Origin of the sequence: Maricaulis sp. MIT060901, assembly GCF_047123815.1 — a bacterium.
Taxonomy (GTDB): Bacteria; Pseudomonadota; Alphaproteobacteria; order Caulobacterales; family Maricaulaceae; genus Maricaulis.
This window is the reverse complement of record NZ_CP138920.1, coordinates 1083512-1104851: the sequence shown is the minus strand read 5'-3', so window position 1 is coordinate 1104851 and position 21340 is coordinate 1083512. Positions and strand designations below refer to the sequence as shown.

Genomic DNA, 21340 nt, shown 5'->3' with positions numbered 1-21340 from the left:
TCGGCTACCCTGACGTTTCTTTGTCCTCTCCCCCGTCTTCGCAGTCCACGCCTTCACAGGCTGCACGGATCGCATCCATCTTCGCGCGGAGCTCCTCTTCGCGGGGACCGGAGATTTCCTTGACCGCGTTGATATAGGCCTCGTTCTGGGTGGCCGGGATGGAGCTGTCGTAGAATTCGGCCAGCGTGATCATCGAGGCGCGATCGCTTTCATCAAACGCCTGGGCCATCGCAACTGCGTGTTCGTGATCAATACCCAGTGCCTCAAAGGCTGATCGGCCCATGCGGATCGAACTGTCATAGTAGCTGCGGATAATGTCGCGGCAGCCCGCTTCGTAGAGCTCGTAGACATGGTGGCGATTTTTTGCGCGCGCCATGATGTGGACGTTGGGATGATGCCGTTTCACATAGCGAACGAGATTGGTGATCTTGTCCTGATCATCGATGGCGATGACAAAGAGTTTCGCCTCGGCGATTCCGGCCGCGGCCAACAGGTCCGGCCGGGTCGCATCACCATAATAAACCTTGATCCCGAACATGCGCAGCATGTCCAGCTGGGCCGCGGAATAGTCTACAACCGTGGCGTTGAAACCGGCGGCGCTGAGCATGCGGCTGATGAGGCCGCCCACGCGGCCATGGCCGGCGATGATGATCTTGTTGTCCTCGTCGATCTCGTCACTTTCAGCAGCCTGGTCAGCGGAGAATTTCGGTGAGATCAGGCGCTCGTGGATGATGAAGAGCAGCGGCGTCAGCAACATGGAGATGGCGACGACCAGGGACAGGCGGTCGGTGATCGCCGCCGGAAGGACGTCCGCGCTGGCCGTGAAGGAGAGCAGGACAAAACCGAACTCGCCGGCCTGGGCTAGGCCGAGGGTGAGCAGCCAGAGATTGGAGCCCTTCAGGCCGAAAATCTTGCCCAGGATATAGAGTACGGCCGCCTTGAGCAGGATCAGGCCAAGCACGGCGCCGATGATCATCTGCCATTCTGCCGAGAGCAGGGCGAAATTGATGCTGGCACCGACGGTCATAAAGAACAGGCCCAGCAGGAGGCCGCGGAAGGGATCGATGTCCGATTCCAGCTCGTGGCGGTATTCGCTGTTGGCGAGGACGACACCGGCGATGAAGGTGCCCAGGGCCGGTGAAAGCCCGACCAGGCTCATCAGCAGCGCGATGCCGATCACCATCATCAGGGCGGCGGCGGTGAACAGTTCGCGCATTTGCGAGCGGGCGATGAACCGGAAGAGCGGCCGGGTCAGGAAGCCACCGGCCAACACCACGAACGCCACGGCGCCCAGCGTGACAAGCGCGGCTTGCCATCCGGGCAGGTGCGCGACCAGGCTGAGGGAGGAACCGTGATCCCCGTCATCATGATGGGCATCATCGCCGTGGCCCGCGTCACCATAATGGCCGACCTCGGTGGCGGCATGGGCGGCATCGGCGGCGAACTGCGCCATCAGGTCCGGCACCGCCAGCAACGGGATGAAGGCGAGCATCGGGATAACGGCGATGTCCTGGAACAGGAGGACGGAGAAGCCGGACTGGCCGCCATCAGATTTCATCAGTCCCTTTTCATTCAGGGTCTGCAGGACGATTGCGGTCGAGGAGAGGGCAAGGATGAGACCGATGGCCAGGGCAAATTGCCAGGGTTGGCCGAAGGCCATGGCGATACCGGTGATGGCGGCGGTTGTGCCCGCGACCTGCAGACCGCCCAGGCCTAGCAGCCGGGCGCGCATCTCCCACAGCAGTTTCGGCTCCAGCTCCAGACCGACAAGGAAGAGCATCATGACCACGCCGAATTCGGCAAAGTGCTGGATCGAGACCACATCGACGCCCAGCAAGCCCAGAAGCGGCGATATCGCGATACCCGCGATCAGATAACCGAGGACGGAACCCAGTCCCAGACGGGTGGCAATAGGCACCGCGATGACGCCGGCGATCAGAAATGTAAATGCCAGCAGAAGGAAGTCGGTCATTGAGAGGAGCCCCCGCCCAGGTCTTGTCGGCCAATATGATCCAAGATGCGGACCAGCTGGCGAACGTCAATAGCCGGGCGGGAACTCCACCGGGGTTATTGCGCGGCCATCTGGTCGAACCAGCCGCGATACATAGGTGCGATGGTTTCGGAATAGAAGAGGAACTCCGGAATGTCCCGGCGCAGGGCCGCATTGTCGGCGGCAAAGGCGGTGAACATGGCGGTGTCATGGGTCGGCTCGCCGTAGATGCCGCGCAGGTCGGCAGCAAAGCCGTCCAGCTCGTCCTGTTCGATGAGAACCCAGACGAAGGCCATGCTGTCATCGGCAAAAACGAACTCGGCGAGGCGTGAACCGCCTGCATGCTCGAAACCCTGGCAATTGACCTGGACGTGGGAGGTCTGCGCGATTGGCAGCTCTGCCGGGTCGAGCGTGACCGCCTCCCAGGAAGCGCAGCGCGTGTCGAACACCGGGCGCAATTCGTCCAGGCTGGCGTCGAACCGGATGCTGTTATCGAGTGTCAGATCGCTGGCCGTCGCCGTGGAGCAGGCAGAGGTGGCAATGAGGGCGGCGGCAAGAAGGGTACGCATTGGGCAATCTCCGTTGTTGAAGCGTTGCCCGGTTTGAAGCGCGTTCTTGCCATGGCGTCGTCCCGGATCCTGTTTCAGGGCGTCCCGAAACCTGTTTCAGGACAGATTAGCCGGATTTATGGCCCTGGAAGGCTTGGGTCGGGGTCTGTCCGGTCTCCTCGCGATAGATGCGATTGAAGGCGGACTTGGAGTTGAAACCCGCCTCGTAGGCGAGCTCGATGACTGTTCGGCGATCATTGTCCGGATCCGCCATCAGGCGGTCGACTTCCGCGACCCGGAAGCGATTGACGTAACGCGAGAAGCTCTGGCCGCCGTGCAGGTTTATGGCGCGTGAAGCGTCCCGCTGACTGATGCGTAGCTTGCTGGCGATCTCGGCGAGGCTGAGGCGGGGTTCGCGCCAGAGTTCCTCCCCGACGAGGAGGGTGTTGATGCGCTGGAAAACCGGTCCGAAATCCGTGCTCTCGGGCTCTTCCGCACGGGGCTCGATGTCGAGCACGGGCAGGGCGCCGCTGAGATCGTCATGTGCCCGCGCCCGAACGAACATGGCGGTCATCAAGGTGGTGACCGAGGTGATGACGAGGCTGAGTGCGAGATCATCGGAAAGACCCAGATCGGCCAGGCGTGCGACTTCACGCAGAATGTCCAGCGCGGCGAGAGCGGCGAAGGCAATGAGCGCCTGCAGCACCCAGCCAAGGCTGATCGCAGCGCTGTCGGAGCGGAATTGCGGACTTTGTCGACCATGGCGCAGCAGGAGGCGGCAGGCGAGGGCGATGTAGATTGCCAGGCTGGGCAGGCCAAAAACATAGGGAACAGGCAGTGCAGGCTGCCAGGCGGCGATGATCAGGGCTGGCACCAGGTGGACCAGGTCACGCAGATCGAAGCGCCGGTCCTGTTCCACAATGCCCAGCACGAAGAAATAGAAGGCCGGGCCATAGACCAGCCCGAAGGCGCTGGTGATGTCGAGTTCGGGCCCGAGAAACCCTTCGCTGACACCCAGATTGGTCAGCATGTGAAGGCCGAATGTGCCTGCCAGCACCATCAGCCCGCGCAGGCGTCTGCGCATGGCCAGGGCCAGGCAGAGCAGCAAGCTGTGATAACCTGCCAGAAGCTGGATGATGTCGAGCTGGGAAAGGGTCATATCCATCCTTTGAGCAATGGATCATGACCATAATTCGGACCGATACGACAAGACACGACGTTCGTGACTAGCCGAAAATTTGCGTCCACAGCGTGATGAGAACTGCGAAGTTGAAGCCCAGCCCGACTGTTGTAGCCAGTGATGCGAGCCCGGCAGCAAAGATCAACATCAGTGCCCTCAAAGGGATCATGGCCATGGCACGGGCCCGGTCGGCACCCGTCCAACGAGGCCGGGTCATCTGTTCCCACAGATCGTTGAAACCGCCACGCCACAGGATCAGCGTCAGCAAGAGCCACATGCCTCCGCCGAAAATCGGTGCAAGATCGATCAACACCCCCATGCCGGGTGCGGAAAGCAGGTCTTCGAACTCCACAGGTATAGCCTTTCCCCTCTTCCCGCCTATGTACCGTGGCGACGGTTTGTCGGCCAGAGAAACCTGACTGCAAATAAAACGACAGGATTGCCGGTGGCCGTCGTACAACACTCGAGCTCATCTTGGGGCTGGCTTAGGGGATGTGAGTGACACAGATGAAGTGGATTATCGGAATCGCGGTTGTGGCCGCGCTGGCTGTTGGTGGCTGGTTCTTCACCCGTGGTGGGGAAAGCGCTGGCGAAATTCGCATTGAAACAACAGCTTCGCAGACCGGCAATGTACGCCGTTCCGTGGCGGCGTCCGGCGCTGTTCGTGCGCTCGTGACTGTCGAGGTCGGCTCCCAGCTCTCCGGCCAGCTGGCTGAACTTCATGTCGATTTCAACGACACGGTCGAGGAAGGCCAGGTGATCGCCCAGCTCGATCCGCAAACTTATGAGACGCGCGTGCGTGAGGCAGAAGCGTCGCGCGCCACCGCGGCGGCCTCGCTGGAATTGCAGCGCGCGAGCTATCAACGCGTGCAGGCGAATACACGATCTTCGCGTCTGGATTTCCAGCGCATCGAAACCCTCGCCCAGCGCGGCAATGCTTCCCGGGCCGCCCTCGACAATGCCCAGGCTTCACTGGACGCAGCCGAGGCGGAACTGTCCGTGGCCCGAGCCCAGATCGCCAACGCCGAGGCCGTTCTGCAGCAGCGTGACGCCACGCTGGCAGGCGCCCGGATCGATCTGGATCGCACCACCATTCGCGCGCCGATCAACGGGATTGTTGTCGACCGCGCTGTGGATGAGGGGCAGACCGTCGCGGCGAGCCTTTCCGCACCAACGCTGTTCACCATCGCCCAGGATCTGAGCCAGGTTCAGGTCGACGCCCAGATCGACGAGGCCGATATCGGTCAGATCCGTGAGGGCCAGTCCGTCAGCTTCACGGTAGACGCTTATCCAGGTGTACAGATGAGTGGCGAGGTTGAGCAGATCCGCCTTGCGCCGACGGCCTTGCAGAATGTCGTGACCTACACTGTGGTGGTCTCCGCCGCCAATCCGGGCCAGCGCCTTCTGCCAGGCATGACGGCCAATATGGATATCGTCACCGGTGAACGCCAAGATGTCCTGGTTGTTTCCAACGCGGCCTTGCGTTTTCGGCCATCTCCAGCGCTTGCAGATCGCTCCGACCCGCTGCCGGAAGCCGGTGCGGGTGGCCCTCGTCGTGGCGGCCAGGGTGGCGGTCGTGGCGGTCCGGGTGGTCAGATGGCCCGGATGGCCGAGCAGCTCGGCTTGAGCCAGGACCAGCAGGATCGCGCTCAACAGGCGTTCCGGTCAGCTTTCGGCCGTGCCGCGGCACAAGCGCAATCGGGTGGGGAATTTGACCGGGCTGCGGTTCAGCAGGAAATCGATCGCGAGCTGCAGTCGATTTTCACGCCTGAACAAATGGCGCAGTACCGGGAGCTTGCGCGGCAGGCGCGGGAAACCCGTCCGGGCACGATCTGGGTCGAGACCGCCGAAGGCCGCCTCGAAGAGCGCCGCGTGCGTCTGGGTATCAATGACAGCCAGCAGACGGAAGTCGTGGGCGGTAATCTGGAGCCGGGCGAGGCGGTTATCGTGCGCGCCCGCGAGGTGCGCGAATGAGCACGCTGATTGACTGCCGCAATCTCACCAAGACGTATGAGATGGGCGACACGACGATCAATGCCTTGGCGGGGGTCTCGATCTCGATCGAACAAGGTGAGTATGTTGCTGTGATGGGGGCGTCCGGTTCCGGCAAGTCGACCTTCATGAACTTGCTGGGCGCGCTGGACACGCCAACCTCGGGGCATTTACGGGTCGCGGGCAATGCGTTGTCCGAATTGAATGCAGACCAGCTTGCCGATTTTCGCTCAGGCTCGATTGGCTTTGTCTTCCAGCAATTCAACTTGCTTCCCCGCACCCCGGCGGTGGAAAATGTCGCTTTGCCACTGGTCTATGCGGGCGTGCCCGCAGCTGAGCGCAATCGTCGCGCCCTGGCGCGTCTCGATCAGGTTGGGCTGGCGGATCGAAGCCACCACCACCCCAAGCAATTGTCCGGTGGTCAGCAGCAGCGTGTTGCGATCGCGCGGGCGCTGGTCAATGACCCCGCCATCATCCTGGCTGATGAACCAACCGGGGCGCTGGACAGTCGGACTTCGGAAGAGGTGATGGGAATTTTCGATCAGCTCAATCGTGACGGTATCACCATCATTCTGGTCACTCACGAGCAGGATGTCGCGGACCATGCCAAACGCCAGCTCGTCTTCCGTGACGGACTTGTTGTGGAGGATCGATCATGAACCTGCTCTCATCCATCGGTGTGGCGCTCATCGCGTTGCGGGTTAACTTCCTGCGCAGTGCCCTGGCCATGCTGGGCATAATTATCGGAGTCGCTTCGGTAATTGTTCTTGTGTCGATCAGTGAAGGAACAAAACGCGCTGTTGAGGCGCAGATTGACAGTTTCGGCGCCAATCTCCTGATCATCCGACCCGGTTCCAGCATCTTTGGTGGGCGACGTGGCGGGGCAGGTTCGGCTTCGCCCCTGACCGACCTTGATGTGCAGGCCGTGCGCGATGAGATCGCCGGGCTGTCCGGCGTTTCCGGTGAAGTGCGAACAAGTGTCACCGCTGTTTTCGGTGGTGTGAACTGGACGACCAGCGTGACCGGCGTCAACGCAGACTATTTTGACGCCCGGGGATGGGTGATTGACGAGGGGCGCGCGTTTTCGGCATCGGAGGACGAATCCGGCCGCCGCTATGCGGTTATTGGCCAAACATTGGTCAACGAGCTCTTCGATGGCGCCAGTCCGATCGGACAGTCCCTGCGTGTCAGTGGTCAGCCCGTTGAAGTGATCGGCACTGTTGAGGCCAAGGGCGAGACCAGCTGGGGACAAGATCAGGATGACGTGATCTTCATGCCTCTGGAAACAGCGCGCAGTCGCCTGGGTGCCGGTGTCCGGGGCCCAACCCGCGATCCTGTTCAAACCATGTATGCGGACGTTTCTGCGGGTGAGGATACCGATCGGGTCATTGCCGATATCCAGGACCTGCTTCGGATCCGGCGCGACATTGCCCCCGGTGCCGCGGACGACTTCACAGTTGCGTCGCTCGCCGAGTTCATCCGTGCCCGTAACGAGACCGAAAACCAGCTCGGCCTTCTGCTGGCCGTGGGTGCCGGCATCGTGCTTCTGGTGGGGGGGATCGGCATCATGAATATCATGCTGGTCTCAGTGACCGAACGAACACGGGAGATCGGCCTGCGTCTCGCAGTCGGGGCCAAGCGCCGCGATATCCGCAATCAGTTCCTGATCGAGAGCATCGTGCTCTGCCTGATCGGAGGTGGTCTGGGCCTGGTCGCTGGCATTGGCGGCACCTCGGTTTATGCGAATGTCGGCCAGCTGGATATCGCCGTCAGTCCGCTGATTGTTGGCGTTGCTGTCGGAGCTTCACTGTTTGTGGGCGTTTTCTTTGGTCTCTACCCTGCTCAGAGGGCGTCCCGGCTGAACCCGATCGACGCGCTCCGCTTCGAATAGGCATTCCGGGACCTTCCTCGCGCCTTGCTGCGCGCACCGACGCCATCACTGCTGTCCAATGGTCTCCGTCCTTTTAAAGGGCGGGGATCGGGGGTGGCATTGATGGCGTTCCGGAGCGGTGCCTTGGACCGCTATTCCTCATCAACGCCCTGGAAGCCGATCGGGCGGGGAATTTCGATGTAGAAGGTGGAGCCTTTGTCCGGTTCTGACTCGACCCAGACTTCGCCGCCATGTCGCTGGATCGCCTGGCGGACGATGGCGAGGCCGATGCCGGTCCCCTTGTATTCGGAGCGGGTGTGCAGGCGCTGGAACGGGGCAAAAATCTTGTCGGTAAACTTCGGGTCTAGCCCGATGCCGTTATCCTTGACAGAAATCCGCACCCGATCTTCGAAACGGGCGAACCGGATTTCGATTTTCGGCGTCTCTTCACGGCGGTATTTGATGGCATTGCCGACGAGATTGTAGAGCGCCTGTTTGATCAGGGTCGGGTCGCCGCGCACCACCGGCAAGTCCTCTATGTCCAGCTCTGCGGAATTCTCCTCGATGGCGCCAGCGAGCAGTTCACGCACCTCGCTGACGATCGCGTTGAGCTCGATCCGTTCCAGGCGCAGCGGCTGGCTGGCCATGCGGGAATAGCTCAACAGGTCATCAATCAGCGTTTGCATGCGCTGAGCGGCGTCGACCAGGAAATCCAGGGAACGCACACCTTCCTCGTCCAGTCGGTCGGTGTAGCGACGGCGGATGAGCGAGGCGAAGGCGCTGATCTTGCGCAGGGGTTCCTGCAAGTCGTGGGAGGCGACGGTGGCAAACCGGTCGAGTTCCTTGTTGGAGCGTTCCAACTGTTCATAGGCCGTCCGCAAGGGTGTGACGTCGGTCATCACGGCGAAGCTGCGAAGCGGCGTGCCATCGTCTCCGCGCTCAAGGAAAGAGGACAGCAACACATCTACGGTCCGGCCGTCCTTGCGCTTGAACCGGTAGGGTGTGTTGGCTTGGTGACCGGTTCGGAAAAGCTCCGGCAGCATGTGCTCGATAGCGCGTTCCCGCGATTCATCATCCAGGAAATCGATGGACTTCTTGCCGATGACCTCCTCGCGCTCATAGCCGAAATAGGAGAGCCAGTAGTCAGAGACCTGGATCATGTCTCCATCGGCGTTGATGGTGTGCATCATTGCCGGCGTCGAGCGATAGACCTGTTCGAAACGCAGACGTTCGGTCGAGGCGAGGTCGCGTGCCTTGTGGATCTCGTCGACATCAACGACCACGCCACTCGTGACCCTCGCACTTCCATCTGGATATCGCTCCACCACGCGACCGGACGTGCGGACCCACATCCACTCGCCATCATCGGCGTGTACGCGATAGCTCAGCGCTGCCAGGTCATTTCCCGGTTCGTTTAGTCGTTCGCGGGACGCCTCAAGCTGGGGAATATCATCCGGGTGAACGCGATCCATCCAATCTTCGATCGGTATGACGATCTCCGGATTGTCGTCGAAGAACATCCGCGAGAATGTGCCGCGCATCCACATCTGGTTGGTGCTGCGGTCAAAGCGCCACAGGCTGATTGCGCCGGTCTGGATGGCATCCTCGACCTGGCTTTCCCGTTCCGCCAGCAATTCAGAGGTTTCGAACTGGGCGGTAATGTCAGTCATGGCACCGACAGCGATGGTAGGCCGGCCCTGATCGTCCCATTCGGTTACCCGGCCACGATTGTGCAGGCGGACCCATCCATCGGCGGCCGAATTGTAGCGGACGATGTAGTCGACGGTTTCACGTTCGCCCTTCATGAAGGCGAGGGATGCTGTGTCCGCGGTGCTGCGGTCTTCCGGGTGCACACCCTCGGCCCATTCCTGATAGGTCGTCAGCGCATCACTGTCGCCCAGCCCGATCATGCGGCTGAGAACGCCGGTCACCTCGGTGACCTGGGTTTTCAGATCCAGCCTCCACGCACCTTCATTGGCGGCATCCATGGCGTTCCGCAGCAGGCGTTGTGAGGATTCGACCTGGTGCTCCAGGGATTTTCGCTCGGTGACATCGGTAACCAGGCCAACGGCATGGGTGGGGCGGCCGCTCTCGTCGACCGAGGAGACGGCGCCGCTGACATCTACCCAGACGATTTCGCCATCATCGGTAAGCATTCGGAAAGTCGAGAAATAGCGCGCGTCCTCGCCTTGCATGGAAACGTCGTCAATCTCCCTGCGCACGCGGTCCCGGTCATGTTCGGAGACGTTCCGCAACCATTTCTCGACCGGGTGGGTGTTCGTCGCTCTGGACAGGCCGAAGACAGAGTTGATGCGGCCAGTGATCTCCAGCTCATCGCGGCCGAAATCGATCTCCCAGACGCCGTGAAGGCCGGCATCCACAGCCCGGGAGATGCGCCTCTCACTCTCGGCCAGCTTCTGTTTCAGCTCGATTTCGGAGGTGATGTCGATCAAGACACCGGAGGCCAGCCGACGGTTGCCAGGGGCGTCGATGAGGCCGCCGCGGGAGTGCATCCAGCGCCATTCATCTGTTCGGCTGTCCAGCAGGCGATAGACTGCGTCGAGCTGATCGGTGCGACCATCAGCGAGTTCGCGCAGCTGGTCGGCAACATTCTGGCGTTCGTCTTCATGCGTTGCCTGCAGCCAGATCCGGCCATCAATCGTCTCGGGTTCGTCCGGGATGCCGAGCATTTCGCGGATCTCGCCGATCGGCGTGACCTGTAGCGTCCTGGCGTCAACCTCCCAGGCGCCGCATGAACCGGCATTGATGGCACTGTCGAGTTGTTTTTCGCGCCGGGCCAGTTCGAGTTCCAGGTTTTGCCGGTCGGTGACATCGGAGATGACGCCCGTGATCCGGTGAGCGGATCCGTCCGAGGCGTATTCGCTGACCTTGCCGCGTGTGTGAAGCCAGCGTTCCTGACCGTCGGCCCGCGCTGCCCGATAGGTCAGGTCCAGCGGCAGGCCGGGTGAGGAACGGATCTTGTCTATGGCCGTTCGGAATGAGCCGCGATCATCTTCGTGAATGACCTGGGCCCAGCGGTCCAGGCTGATCGTGGCATCGGCTGATGCAATGCCCAGAAACTCGTTGATGAAGCCGCGGGTCGAGCCCAGCCCGGTGGCCAGGTTGAGGGAAAAGGCGCCTTCATTGGCTGAAGCGAGGGCGGCACGCAGCTGGATGTCGCTGGCCTCGAGCTTGGCCTGCATGGCCAGGCGGCTGGTGACATCCGTGATGATACACAGGAGGCCGATGCGATTGCCGTTGTCATCCTCGATGGGGCAGCCGACGGTCTCGCCATCAAAAATACGGCCATTACGCGTGCGATAACGCACCAGATAGGGTTTCGAGCTTTCCAGGCGATCAGCGTTAGAGCCGTAATGCGAAAGTCCCAGGCGACCATAATCGCGAGGATCAGCGTAGAGCACCTCGCTTTTCTTGCCGAGGATGTCTGCTTCCGCATAGCCGAACATGCGCTCTGCTGCGGCGTTCAGGGCGGTCAGCTCCCGGTCGAGATTGGCCGCGATCACAGCAGACGTCGTGTGGCGGTAAAGCGCACGCATCAGATCAGCATTGGCAGCCGACATACGAGCCTTTCTGTTCGCATCGTCCGGAAGTGGAGATTTGCGAGTCTCCCTATCTTGCAACTCGATAAGCAAAAGTGAAGGGCGCTGGGGCGCTTGCATCATTTATGTGCGTGCAGCTGCTCAATGAAATGTGTGCTGGCCAAACGGTCCTGCGCGGATAGACTGCGCGCCACCTTCATTACTGCGGAGTTGAGTTGTGACGTTATCCCGTGCCGAGGCCTCGAGCGAAGGACCTGTTCTCAAGGTCAGCGATCTCAATGTGACGTTCGATACACCGGACGGTGCAGTCGATGCCGTGCGGGGCGTGTCGCTGGAAATCAACTCCGGTGAATGCCTTGCGGTCGTAGGTGAGTCCGGCTCCGGCAAGAGCCAGACCTTCCTGTCGGCGATGGGGCTTCTGGCCTCCAACGGCAGGGCCAGTGGATCGATCCAGTATCGCGGCAAGGAAATCCTGGGCCTGCCCCCGGGCAAGCTCAACGCGGTGCGCGGCAAGAAGATGACGATGATCTTCCAGGATCCGCTAACCTCGCTGACGCCTCACATGCGTGTGGGCAGCCAGTTGCAGGAAGTCCTCGGCATCCATCTCAATCTCAAGGGCGAGGCGGCCGAGAAACATGCGCTGAACTGGCTGGAGCGTGTTCGTATTCCCGAAGCCAAGCGCCGTCTGCGCCAGTATCCGCACGAATTGTCCGGTGGCATGCGCCAGCGTGTGATGATCGCCATGGCCATGCTCTGTGAACCTGATCTCCTGATCTGCGACGAGCCGACCACAGCGCTGGACGTGACGGTCCAGGCCGAGGTGCTGGACATCATGGACGAGCTGAAGCGTGAAACCGGGGCGGCCCTGGCGCTCATCACCCACGATATGGGTGTTGTGGCGCGCATGGCCGACCGTGTGCAGGTCATGAAGAACGGCGTTTATGTTGAAGGCGGTGACGTCAACCAGATCTTCAAGGCGCCGACCGACGACTATACCAAGATGTTGCTGGACGCGATGCCGCGCATTGACCAGGCCGACCGCCCGGGACACACGCCGCTGGGCCCGCCGCCGGCCAATGATGTCGAGCCGATGCTCGAGGCCGAGGATGTGCGTGTCCAGTTCCCGATCCGCGTGTCAGGCGGTTTCTTCCCGGAACACAAGACGCTGCGTGCCGTGGACGGGATCAGCTTTGACCTCAGACAGGGCGAGACGCTGGGCGTTGTGGGCGAGTCTGGTTGTGGCAAGTCCACCCTGGCGCGCGCAGTCCTGCGCCTCGTACCATCGCACACCGGTACAGTGAGCTGGCTTGGTAAGGATCTGCTAAACATGGGCTCCAGGAAGCTGCGTGAAGCCCGCCAGGGCCTGCAGATCGTCTTCCAGGACCCGCTGGCCTCGCTGGATCCGCGCATGACGATCGGCGCCTCCATCGCCGAGCCGCTGCAGACGCACCGCCCGAACATGAAACGCTCGGAGCGCCAGAAACAGGTGCGCGAGATGATGGAAAAGGTCGGTCTCGACCCGAACATGATCAACCGCTATCCGCACGAGCTGTCCGGTGGCCAGAACCAGCGTGTCGGCATCGCCCGTGCGATGATCCTGAAACCGAAACTGGTTATCTGTGACGAGGCCGTTTCGGCACTGGATGTTTCGATCCAGGCCCAGATCGTCGAGCTTCTTATCAAGCTGCAGCAGGAGATGGGGCTGGCAATGATCTTTATCTCCCACGACCTGTCTGTCGTGCGCGAGATTTCCCACCGTGTGATGGTTCTGTATCTGGGCCGTGTCGTGGAACTGGCCGATCGCGACCAGATCTATACGGACGCCCGTCACCCTTATACCAAGGCTTTGATCTCCGCCGTGCCTGTGCCGGACCCGGAGGTCGAGAAGTCGCGTAAACGTCTGAAGCTGGATGGTGAATTGCCATCGCCAATGGATACGCGTGCGCAATTGCGTTTCATGAAGTCCAAGATCGTCGACGATCCGGATGTGGAGCAGTACCGCCCGCAGCTGATCGAAGTCTCTCCGGGGCACTGGGTTGCCGAACATGACCCGGTCGACGAGGATAATGCAGCCTGAGGCGTCTTGCCTCGAATTCATTCGACACCGGGCAGGGGGACGCCTAGTTGTGACGAAATACTTCCTGGGAGAGGGTGTCTAATGCTCCGTACAATGCAAACCGGCCTCCTGGCTTCGCTGAGCGCTGTTGCGCTCGCGGCATGCCAGCCGGCAGCTGGTCCTGTCGAACCGGTTGCCGAGTTCATTTTCGCGCATGAAACCAGCGACCTTCCGGTCGATCCGGCCGTGCGTTACGGACAGCTCGACAATGGTTTGCGTTTTGCGATCATGCAAAACTCCACGCCAGAGAATGTCGCTGCTGTTCGTCTTGTCTTCAATGTCGGTTCGCTGGCCGAGAGCGAGGACCAGCGCGGCCTGGCGCACTTCATCGAGCACATGGCCTTTAACGGCTCCACCAATGTGGAAGAAGGCGACATGGTTCCACTGCTGGAGCGTTTCGGGCTCCAGTTCGGCCCTGATACCAATGCCTTCACCGGCTTTGAAACTGTCGGGTACCAGCTCGACCTGCCGGAAGCCGATGCCGAGACGCTCGAAACCGCGCTCTTCCTGATGCGGGAAACCGCGAGCGAGCTGACGATGGACATCGAGGCCATCGATCGTGAGCGCGGTGTCATCCTTTCCGAGGAACGTTTCCGCGACACGCCGATCCGTCGCTGGAACAATGCGCTGAACCGTTTCCGCTTCCCAGGCACGTTGGTGGCTGATCGCGATGCTATTGGCACGACGGAAGTGATCGAGACGGCCGGGCGCGAGCAGTTCCTGGATTATTACGAGAATTTCTACATTCCCGGACGGGCCATGCTGGTGGTCACCGGGGATATTGATGTCGGCGATGTCGAGTCGCGCATCCGCGAGCGTTTCTCTGACTGGGAACAACCGGAAAACCCGCGTCCTGATCCGGAGATCGGTGAAGTCGAGGACGGTCGTCCCTTCTCCGTCGGCTACTTTTACGATCCGGAAGTTTTCACCATCCTGACCATCGATGCGATCCGCCCGCATGTGCACCGGCCGGATACGCGCGAGGAGCGTTTCAACAATAACCTGGCAGGCTTGGGTGATGCCATTCTCAGCCGCCGTTTCGATACTATCGTCAGTTCCGGTGTGTCCCCGCTGCTGCAGGCGCAGGTTTCGCACGGAACCAGCTATGAGATTGCAGACCGAGCGTCGGTTCTGGCCGTATCCGCTCCGGATCGCTGGGAAGAAGGACTGGCCCTCGTCGAGCAGGAATTGCGCCGCGCTCTGGAACACGGTTTCACCCAGGCCGAGCTGGACGAGCAACTCGCAAACCAGATCACAAGCCTGGAGTCGGCCGCGGATCAGTCCGCCACGCGAGACAGTTCATCGCTGGCAGATAGCATCTGGTCGATGTGGCGAAACGAGATGGTGTTCACGACACCGCAATCAGGCCTGGAGCGTTATCGTGAGAGCCTGCCTGGCATTACGCTGGACGCCGTGAACGAGGCATTCAGTGCCCAGTGGGACGGCGTCGAGCCGCTCGTCTTCATGGCCAGCTCGACCGAAATGCCCGACGCGGATCGCCGTATCCGTGATGCCTGGAAACAGAGCAATGAAATTCCGGTCGAGCCGCCGGTGGAGACTGGCACAGCCGAATTCGCCTACACTGATTTCGGTGCGGCCGGCTCGGTTTCCGAGCGCAGTGAGATCGAGGATCTTGGTGTTGTACGCGCACGTTTCGAGAACGGCGTGTCGGTGACCTACAAATACTCTGAGTTTGAGGATGAGCGGGTCAATGTCCGCATCGATTTCGGTGCCGGATCGCTGGAGCCGCGCGCGCTTCCGGCTGTTGACGTCGTTGCAGGCGCGATCTTCACCCAGTCCGGTCTTGGCGCCCATTCGTTTGACGAGCTGGGACGCGTTCTGGCCGGTCGTGATCTCGGGGTCAATTTTGGCGTCGGCGACCAGTCATTCATCTTTTCCTCGAGCACCACGCCGGGTGATTTCCTGGCCCAGCTGCAGCTGTTTGCGGCCTATATGACGGATCCGGGCTGGCGTCCGGAGGGGCTGGCGCGTTTTCGTGCCGTGGCGCCGGAAGTGCGGCGCAACTTCTACTCCTCGCCGACGGGTGTTCTTCAGGCTGACGTCGCGCGTCTCCTGCGTAGCGGTGACACGCGATACGGCAATCCGACGGAAGCGGAGCTGGCCGATATCGACATGCCGGCGATCCAGGCTTTCCTGAGCGAGGCACTGGCAACTGCACCCATAGATATCACCATTGTGGGCGACCTGCCGGAAGCAGCAGCCATGGACGCCCTGGCTCAGACATTCGGAGCCTTGCCGGCCCGTGCCGACAGCTGGCCGCGTTATGACGAGTCTCGTCAGGTCAGCTTCCCGGCACCCAATGCAGAACCGCTGGTGTTGCGCCACAATGGTCAACCGGACCAGGTGATGGCCAATACCTATTGGGCCACGACGGACAGCAATGATACGCGCCACGACCGCACGATCAGCCTGCTGCGGGCCGTTTTTGACCTGAAGCTGACCGAACGCCTGCGCGAGCAGGACGGCTTGACCTATTCTGCCTTTAATTCGGATGTCTCCTCCGACGTTTATCCCGGTTATGGATATCTGTGGGTCGGTGTTGATGTCAGCGCCGAAAACCTCGCAGCGACCTATGATGCCGTGGATGAGCTGGCGGCCGCCCTGGCCAATGGCGATATCAGCGAGGACGAGATGTTGCGGGCTCGTCGTCCGCTGTTGGAGCAGATCGAGGACGCGTTCCAGAGCAATGGCGCATGGACGTCCTGGCTGTCAGGTTCCTGGCGTGACCCGAACCGTCTTGAGCGTATCCGTTCGCTCGAAAGCGATTATGCAACTGTCACGATCGAGGAAGTGACCGCCGCCGCGCAAACCTATCTGCAGGCCGAGAATGGCTGGCGTGTCTCGATTATTGCCCGCGAGGCAGAGGAATAGGGGAGAGACCCATGTACACTCGTTTCATTTCCGTATCCGCACTGGCGCTGACTCTGGCCGCCTGTTCCGGTGGCACCCGCTTTGAAGGTGACCTGGCCGAGCAACGCAATTGTGAAATCCCCGATGGTGAGGGTTTCATCACCCTGGCCGGTTTTGACCACACCGAGCGCAATCCGCAGACGGCACGTGAGCAATCGACCGCTTATCTGGATGTCGTGCGTGAAGGGACGTGTGTCTTCGAGACCGAGAGCGGGTTGCTGTATCGCATTCGCCGGGCCAGCCAGGACGGGGCTTCCCCGATCTCCGGTGATATGGTCACCGTCCACTATCGCGGCCTGCACCCTAATGGCGAGGCGTTCAATGACAGCTATGCCCTGGGTGACCCGGCGACGTTTGATTCCAGCCGCCTGATCGGTGCGTGGGTCGAGGCCCTGCCGATGATGCGTGTCGGCGAGGAGTGGGAACTCTATGTCGATCCTGCTCTGGGTTATCGCGAGCGTGGCACGCCGGGCGGTCCGATTGGTCCGAACGAGGCGCTGATCTTCACGCTCGAACTGCTGGCGATCCCGAGCCAGGAAGAAGAGACCGAGGAAGAGGCCGGCTAGCGCGACAGGCGCAGATTGGTCAGATCGCCCGCGATCATCTCGAACGCGTCGCGCAGGGCTGAACTGGACGGCGAGTCGAAATAGAGGCTCGGATTGGATGCGCAGTCCTGCATGAGATTGCGCGTGGATGACGAGTTCACCTGGAAAGTGATCGTGTAAACACGAATGCCCAGTCGCTTGGCTTCGTCGCACGCCGCTGTGAGCCGGCTGTTTAGACGGCTTGCCAGCGTCGAGAAGCTGCTCGAGGTCGTGCCGAGCCGCCCGAAGCGAGAAAAACCGTAAGCACCGTAATCGGAGCGGAGATCAGTCGATCGGCCGTACATCACGTTTTCGCCGTCGGTCAGGATCACCATAGCCTTGATGACCTCGCGATCATCCCAGGTCGTGCCTTCCGTAAAAGGTTCTTCCGGAGAGATCACACGGATGCCCCAGCCGACACCCTGGGGGATGTTGGTCGTGCCACTCGCACCCATGCGGTCAATCGCGTTTTCAATAGTGTTTTGCGAGGTCGTCAGAGGCGTGATCGGCGTCGTCGTGCAACGCATATTCGGGCCGTAGTCACGCAGGATCTGGGCATCGTTGTATTTGCCCATCTGACGCAGGCGCTGACGGTAGTTACCGGTACGGCCATCGTTGAGATAATCGTTCCTGTAATCACTGTCATTGTCAGGTTCGTCTGGTGCGAAATACGGGAAGAACAATGTTGACGGATCGCCGGGCGAAGGGGGCGTGTTGTCGATGTCCATCGGAATGGCGCGCGCTTCAACGCAGCCGTCCCAGTCCTCGTAACGCATGCGATCAAACAGATCCCAGTGATTGGCGTCGCGGCCCCCTGACCAATCGCCATGATCGGGGTTGTCGCCATTGGGATCCATCCACCAGACTCGCTCGTAATTGGTGCCCACATTCACCGTCGCCGCAAACGGCACCAGGCCAATGCGTACATCACCGGGTTCCTCGGCGGCTTCGTGCAGGATTTCGGTCAGCAGTTCCGCGCTGTCCCGCAGATCACGAATCTTGGAGCCACCCATCGAACCCGTATTGTCGAGCACCATGACGAGTTCCAGGCGCGAGCGGGCGCGCTGGACCTCTGTCTGCCAGTTCACGGTGAGATAATCGATCCCGATCAGGCCCAGGATAATCGTTTGAACCTTGGCTTGCCCTGTTACAGTGACGGTGTCGGACTGATTGTTCATCGACACCTGGACATTTACGACATCGCCCAGTTCGCGCCCCGGATAGTTCGCTGAAATGAAATCACGCGCGATATCCAGCGCATCCGCGTCGGAAATGCTTGGGTTCACGCCCACGGCCAGAGCCGCAGCGTCGAGGGCTTGGGACAGGCGGGTGCGCGCATTCATGGCCTGGGAGAAGTCGACGGCACCGCCGGACAATACCGTCACGGGCAACAAGGACAGGGCGAAAATCATCGCGACATTACCGCGACGATCTCTCCAGAAATCGCGTAGCCAGTTCAGCATTTTCACCATCACCCTGGCGCATTTGCGCCTTTTCTACCTGACAGCATAGGGCGGGCGTCTTAAGGATGGGTTCCCGAACACGACTAATTTTAGCGAAAATGCCATGCCGAAAAGCGTCTTCCTTGACACCGCCATCGACGAGCTGCGCACGCTCGTCGCCTTTGATACGACCTCCCGAAACTCCAATCTCGAGCTGATCGATTATGTCGAGGGCAAGCTCACAGCGCTGGGGGGCTGGTGTGAACGCATCCCCAGTCCGGACGGGCGCAAGGCCAATCTGCACGCGGTATTTGGCCCCAAGGTGGATGGCGGTATCGTGCTGTCCGGCCATACCGATGTGGTGCCGGTGGATGGTCAGCCCTGGACGACTGACCCTTGGGATCTGACCGAGAAGGACGGCCTGCTCTACGGGCGCGGGACCTGTGACATGAAGGGCTTTTCTGCCTGCATCCTGGCGCTGGCGCCGAAAATCGCCGCTGCTGACCTGAAGCGGCCGGTCCATATCGCCCTGTCCTATGACGAGGAGGTCGGCTGTCTCGGGGCTCCGTCGATGATTGACCAGATCATGAAAGGCGCTTTCAAGCCCGAAACTGTCGTGGTGGGCGAGCCGACGGACATGAAGGTTGTCACCGCCCATAAGGGCCTCTTCTCGATCATCGTCAAACTGCGCGGCAAGGAAGCCCACAGCTCGCTGGTCAATGATGGCGCCTGCGCCGTGACCCATGCCGTGCCGTTGATGAATTACCTGGTTGAACAGGCCGGGGTTATGCGCGAGGCCGCACCGGATGACAGCCCATTCGACCCGCCGCACGGCACGCTGACCATTGGCGAGGTAAAGGGCGGAACCGCGCTGAACATTCTCGCGCTGGATGCCGAGTTCGGTTCACTGATGCGACCCTGCCCGTGGGATGATGTGCACGCCATCGCAGAGGGGCTGAAAGCACGCGCAGCTCAAGTCGAGGCGCGCATGCGCGAGTATGCGCCCGATGCGTCCGTGACGGTTGAAGTCCGCTCGGACGTCCCGGCCTTCGCCCCAGAGGATGACGGCGCTGCCGAACGCCTGGCGCGCCAGATCACCGGCGACAACTCCACGCGCGTGGTCAGCTATGGCACCGAGGCCGGCCAGTTCCAGGCCGCCGGCCTGTCGGTCGTCGTCTGCGGCCCCGGCTCCATCGAACAGGCCCACCAGCCGGATGAGTTCGTGACGATCAGCCAGCTCGACCAGTGCTGCGTGTTCCTGGACAAGATGACGGGGATGATGGGGGCGTGATCACGCCCTACAACCCGGATTGGCCGAGATCTTTCGCGCTGGAGCGGCAGCGCCTGCAGGGGTTGATCGAGGCTGTTTCCATCGATCACATCGGCAGCACATCCGTCCCCGGTCTCGCTGCCAAGCCGATCATCGACATTCTGGTTGCCGTTGAGGCAGTGGAGCGTCTCGACGAAAAAGCAGGCGTGTTACAGGCAGCGGGTTATGACGTCCTGGGTGAATACGGACTGGTCGGGCGTCGCTATTTGCGTCGGCATGCGCCGGACGGGTCACGTTCCCACCATATCCATGTCTATCAGCAGGGCGATGAGAGCCATCGCCGCCATCTGGTGTTTCGCGATTATCTCAGGATCCACGCCCATGAGCGTGATGCCTATACAGCTGCCAAGCTCGCGCTGGTCGAGGCGGGCGCCGATCGCAAGGCCTACCAGTCCGGGAAAGGCGCATTTGTCGCCGCCTTGGAACACCGAGCCCTCGCCTGGGCCGCGCAATAAAAAGGGCGCCACGACGGGCGCCCTTTCAATTCCTATCCAGCGGATCCTACTCCGCTGCCGTGGTCTCGGCTGGCGCTTCGGCAGCCGCTTCTTCACGGCCCTTGCCCCAGTAGGAGATGCACGGGATCTTCGAGCGGTCGCAGCGATCGGAGAATTTGCGGGCGATCTCGGTGACTTCTTCCATCAGGCCGGCGGCCAGCGTGATGGGCTTGAGGCCCATCTGCAGGAAGGTGTCATTTTCAACGTGCAGGTCGTTCTCGTCCGCTTCGTTGCGGGGGTTCGGAACCAGCTGGATCTCGGCGTTCGTCATGTCAGCGATCATTTTGGCCAGATCGCGCACACGGTGCGTCTCAGTCATCTGGTTCATGATCTGGACCTTGGCGCCTGCCGCTGGCGGGTTCTCGACAGCCAGCTGGATGCAACGAACCGTGTCCTGGATGTGGATGAAGGCGCGGGTCTGGCCGCCGGTGCCGTGCACGGTCAGCGGATAACCGACAGCGGCCTGCATCAGGAAGCGGTTGAGGACCGTGCCATAATCACCGTCATAGTCGAAACGGTTGATCAGGCGCGCATCGCGCTTGGTGTCTTCCGTCTGGGTGCCCCAGACAATGCCCTGGTGAAGATCGGTGATCTTCACCTTGTCATTCTTGTTGTAGAAGTGGAAGAAGAGCTGATCCTGGGTCTTGGTCATATGGTAGATCGAACCCGGATTGGCCGGATAGAGAATCTCCTGATCCTTCAGGCCTTCGGACGTCTCAACCTTCACCTTGAGATAGCCCTCGGGGATCTTCATTCCCGCCGTGCCGTAGCCGTAAACGCCCATCGTGCCGAGGTGGACGAGGTGGATGTCTTTGCCGCTATCGACAATCGCGGCCAGCACGTCATTGGTGGCGTTGAGGTTATTGTCGACCGTATAGCGCTTGTGGCGCGCGGATTTCATCGAGTAGGGCGCGGCACGCTGTTCGGCGAAGTGGACGATCGTGTCCGGGTTCTCGTCCGCGATCAGATCCACCAATTCCTGGTAGTCCTTGCCGATATTCATGTCGACAAATTTGATGTCGCGACCGGAAACCTCTTTCCAGGCGGCGAGACGTTCGCTCATCGGCCGGATCGGCGTCAGCGATTCAACCTCGAGCTCGATATCGATCTTGCGACGCGACAGATTGTCGACGACCACAATGTCATGGCCCAGATTGGAAAGGTGCAGGGCGGTCGGCCATCCACAGAAGCCGTCACCACCAAGAATCAGTACTTTCATAAGTCTCACGCCAGCCGAGGCGTCCTTTTGATGTCCCAGCGCATGTTTTTGCAGGCAGGGCTTGGCATTTCAAGCCCTGCATAT

At 60.9% G+C, this 21340-nt stretch carries 15 protein-coding genes; 8 read left to right on the top strand and 7 right to left on the bottom strand.

Annotation, left to right across the window (positions count from 1 at the left end; genetic code table 11):
• Positions 1–4: 4 nt before the first annotated feature.
• From SIC17_RS05615 to SIC17_RS05600, 4 genes are all read right to left on the bottom strand, one after another.
• The gene (locus SIC17_RS05615) at positions 5–1972 is read right to left on the bottom strand and encodes a cation:proton antiporter (protein ID WP_412546637.1); all 1968 of its coding nucleotides are present in this window, start codon (positions 1970–1972) and stop codon (positions 5–7) included.
• A 95-nt stretch (positions 1973–2067) separates the two neighbouring features.
• Positions 2068–2559 carry a hypothetical protein gene (locus tag SIC17_RS05610; RefSeq protein ID WP_291894920.1) on the bottom strand — a complete coding sequence of 164 codons (492 nt, stop codon included), beginning with the start codon at positions 2557–2559 and terminating at the stop codon, positions 2068–2070.
• A 106-nt stretch (positions 2560–2665) separates the two neighbouring features.
• Entirely contained in the window at positions 2666–3697 is a 1032-nt protein-coding gene (locus SIC17_RS05605; protein ID WP_291894918.1) for a helix-turn-helix transcriptional regulator, read from the bottom strand.
• 67 nt (positions 3698–3764) lie between these two features.
• Positions 3765–4070 (bottom strand): hypothetical protein, encoded by a 306-nt coding sequence (locus SIC17_RS05600; protein ID WP_291894917.1) that lies wholly within the window; start codon positions 4068–4070, stop codon positions 3765–3767.
• 155 nt (positions 4071–4225) lie between these two features.
• Between SIC17_RS05600 and SIC17_RS05595 the strand changes: the two genes are divergently transcribed.
• From SIC17_RS05595 to SIC17_RS05585, 3 genes are read left to right on the top strand one after another with little or no spacing between them, the layout of a single operon-like run.
• Positions 4226–5692: an efflux RND transporter periplasmic adaptor subunit gene (locus SIC17_RS05595; RefSeq protein ID WP_291895195.1), complete on the top strand. Its 1467-nt coding sequence runs from the start codon at positions 4226–4228 to the stop codon at positions 5690–5692.
• Positions 5689–6369, top strand: a complete 681-nt coding sequence (locus SIC17_RS05590) for an ABC transporter ATP-binding protein (RefSeq protein ID WP_291894915.1) — start codon at positions 5689–5691, stop codon at positions 6367–6369. Before SIC17_RS05595 ends, SIC17_RS05590 begins: the two co-directional genes overlap by 4 nt.
• Positions 6366–7601, top strand: coding sequence for an ABC transporter permease (locus SIC17_RS05585; protein ID WP_291894914.1), 1236 nt, complete (start codon positions 6366–6368; stop codon positions 7599–7601). The genes SIC17_RS05590 and SIC17_RS05585 overlap by 4 nt, the downstream gene beginning before the upstream one ends.
• Positions 7602–7732: 131 nt before the next feature.
• On the opposite strand, the gene SIC17_RS05580 is transcribed toward SIC17_RS05585, so the two are convergent.
• On the bottom strand, positions 7733–11161 hold the full coding sequence (locus tag SIC17_RS05580) for a PAS domain-containing protein (protein WP_291894912.1): 3429 nt from the start codon (positions 11159–11161) through the stop codon (positions 7733–7735).
• A 196-nt stretch (positions 11162–11357) separates the two neighbouring features.
• Between SIC17_RS05580 and SIC17_RS05575 the strand changes: the two genes are divergently transcribed.
• The 3 genes from SIC17_RS05575 to SIC17_RS05565 all read left to right on the top strand — a co-directional run bounded on the left by SIC17_RS05575 (position 11358) and on the right by SIC17_RS05565 (position 16753).
• The gene (locus tag SIC17_RS05575) at positions 11358–13217 is read left to right on the top strand and encodes a dipeptide ABC transporter ATP-binding protein (protein WP_291894910.1); all 1860 of its coding nucleotides are present in this window, start codon (positions 11358–11360) and stop codon (positions 13215–13217) included.
• Between the two features lie 81 nt (positions 13218–13298).
• Positions 13299–16148 (top strand): M16 family metallopeptidase, encoded by a 2850-nt coding sequence (locus tag SIC17_RS05570; RefSeq protein WP_291894907.1) that lies wholly within the window; start codon positions 13299–13301, stop codon positions 16146–16148.
• Positions 16149–16159: 11 nt separating this feature from the next.
• Positions 16160–16753, top strand: coding sequence for an FKBP-type peptidyl-prolyl cis-trans isomerase (locus SIC17_RS05565; RefSeq protein ID WP_412546636.1), 594 nt, complete (start codon positions 16160–16162; stop codon positions 16751–16753).
• On the opposite strand, the gene SIC17_RS05560 is transcribed toward SIC17_RS05565, so the two are convergent.
• On the bottom strand, positions 16750–18234 hold the full coding sequence (locus SIC17_RS05560) for a pilus assembly protein (RefSeq protein ID WP_291894904.1): 1485 nt from the start codon (positions 18232–18234) through the stop codon (positions 16750–16752). The genes SIC17_RS05565 and SIC17_RS05560 overlap by 4 nt on opposite strands.
• Positions 18235–18337: 103 nt before the next feature.
• Here SIC17_RS05560 and argE point away from each other — a divergent pair, with 103 nt between their 5' ends.
• Together argE and SIC17_RS05550 are read left to right on the top strand one after the other, a co-directional pair.
• Positions 18338–19504 carry an acetylornithine deacetylase gene (gene argE, locus SIC17_RS05555; protein ID WP_412546635.1) on the top strand — a complete coding sequence of 389 codons (1167 nt, stop codon included), beginning with the start codon at positions 18338–18340 and terminating at the stop codon, positions 19502–19504.
• Entirely contained in the window at positions 19459–19998 is a 540-nt protein-coding gene (locus SIC17_RS05550) for a GrpB family protein (RefSeq protein WP_412546634.1), read from the top strand. Before argE ends, SIC17_RS05550 begins: the two co-directional genes overlap by 46 nt.
• Positions 19999–20044: 46 nt before the next feature.
• Here SIC17_RS05550 and SIC17_RS05545 read toward each other — a convergent pair whose 3' ends face one another.
• Positions 20045–21256 carry an NAD-dependent epimerase/dehydratase family protein gene (locus SIC17_RS05545; protein ID WP_412546633.1) on the bottom strand — a complete coding sequence of 404 codons (1212 nt, stop codon included), beginning with the start codon at positions 21254–21256 and terminating at the stop codon, positions 20045–20047.
• Between the last annotated feature and the right edge of the window lie 84 nt (positions 21257–21340).

Coding starts and splice junctions, on each gene's coding strand:
- SIC17_RS05615 (WP_412546637.1), bottom strand. CDS start 1,972: ATGACCGACTTCCTTCTGCTGGCATTTACATTTCTGATCGCCGGCGTC.
- SIC17_RS05610 (WP_291894920.1), bottom strand. CDS start 2,559: ATGCGTACCCTTCTTGCCGCCGCCCTCATTGCCACCTCTGCCTGCTCC.
- SIC17_RS05605 (WP_291894918.1), bottom strand. CDS start 3,697: ATGACCCTTTCCCAGCTCGACATCATCCAGCTTCTGGCAGGTTATCAC.
- SIC17_RS05595 (WP_291895195.1), top strand. CDS start 4,226: ATGAAGTGGATTATCGGAATCGCGGTTGTGGCCGCGCTGGCTGTTGGT.
- SIC17_RS05590 (WP_291894915.1), top strand. CDS start 5,689: ATGAGCACGCTGATTGACTGCCGCAATCTCACCAAGACGTATGAGATG.
- SIC17_RS05585 (WP_291894914.1), top strand. CDS start 6,366: ATGAACCTGCTCTCATCCATCGGTGTGGCGCTCATCGCGTTGCGGGTT.
- SIC17_RS05580 (WP_291894912.1), bottom strand. CDS start 11,161: ATGTCGGCTGCCAATGCTGATCTGATGCGTGCGCTTTACCGCCACACG.
- SIC17_RS05570 (WP_291894907.1), top strand. CDS start 13,299: ATGCTCCGTACAATGCAAACCGGCCTCCTGGCTTCGCTGAGCGCTGTT.
- SIC17_RS05565 (WP_412546636.1), top strand. CDS start 16,160: ATGTACACTCGTTTCATTTCCGTATCCGCACTGGCGCTGACTCTGGCC.
- SIC17_RS05560 (WP_291894904.1), bottom strand. CDS start 18,234: ATGCTGAACTGGCTACGCGATTTCTGGAGAGATCGTCGCGGTAATGTC.
- argE (WP_412546635.1), top strand. CDS start 18,338: ATGCCGAAAAGCGTCTTCCTTGACACCGCCATCGACGAGCTGCGCACG.
- SIC17_RS05545 (WP_412546633.1), bottom strand. CDS start 21,256: ATGAAAGTACTGATTCTTGGTGGTGACGGCTTCTGTGGATGGCCGACC.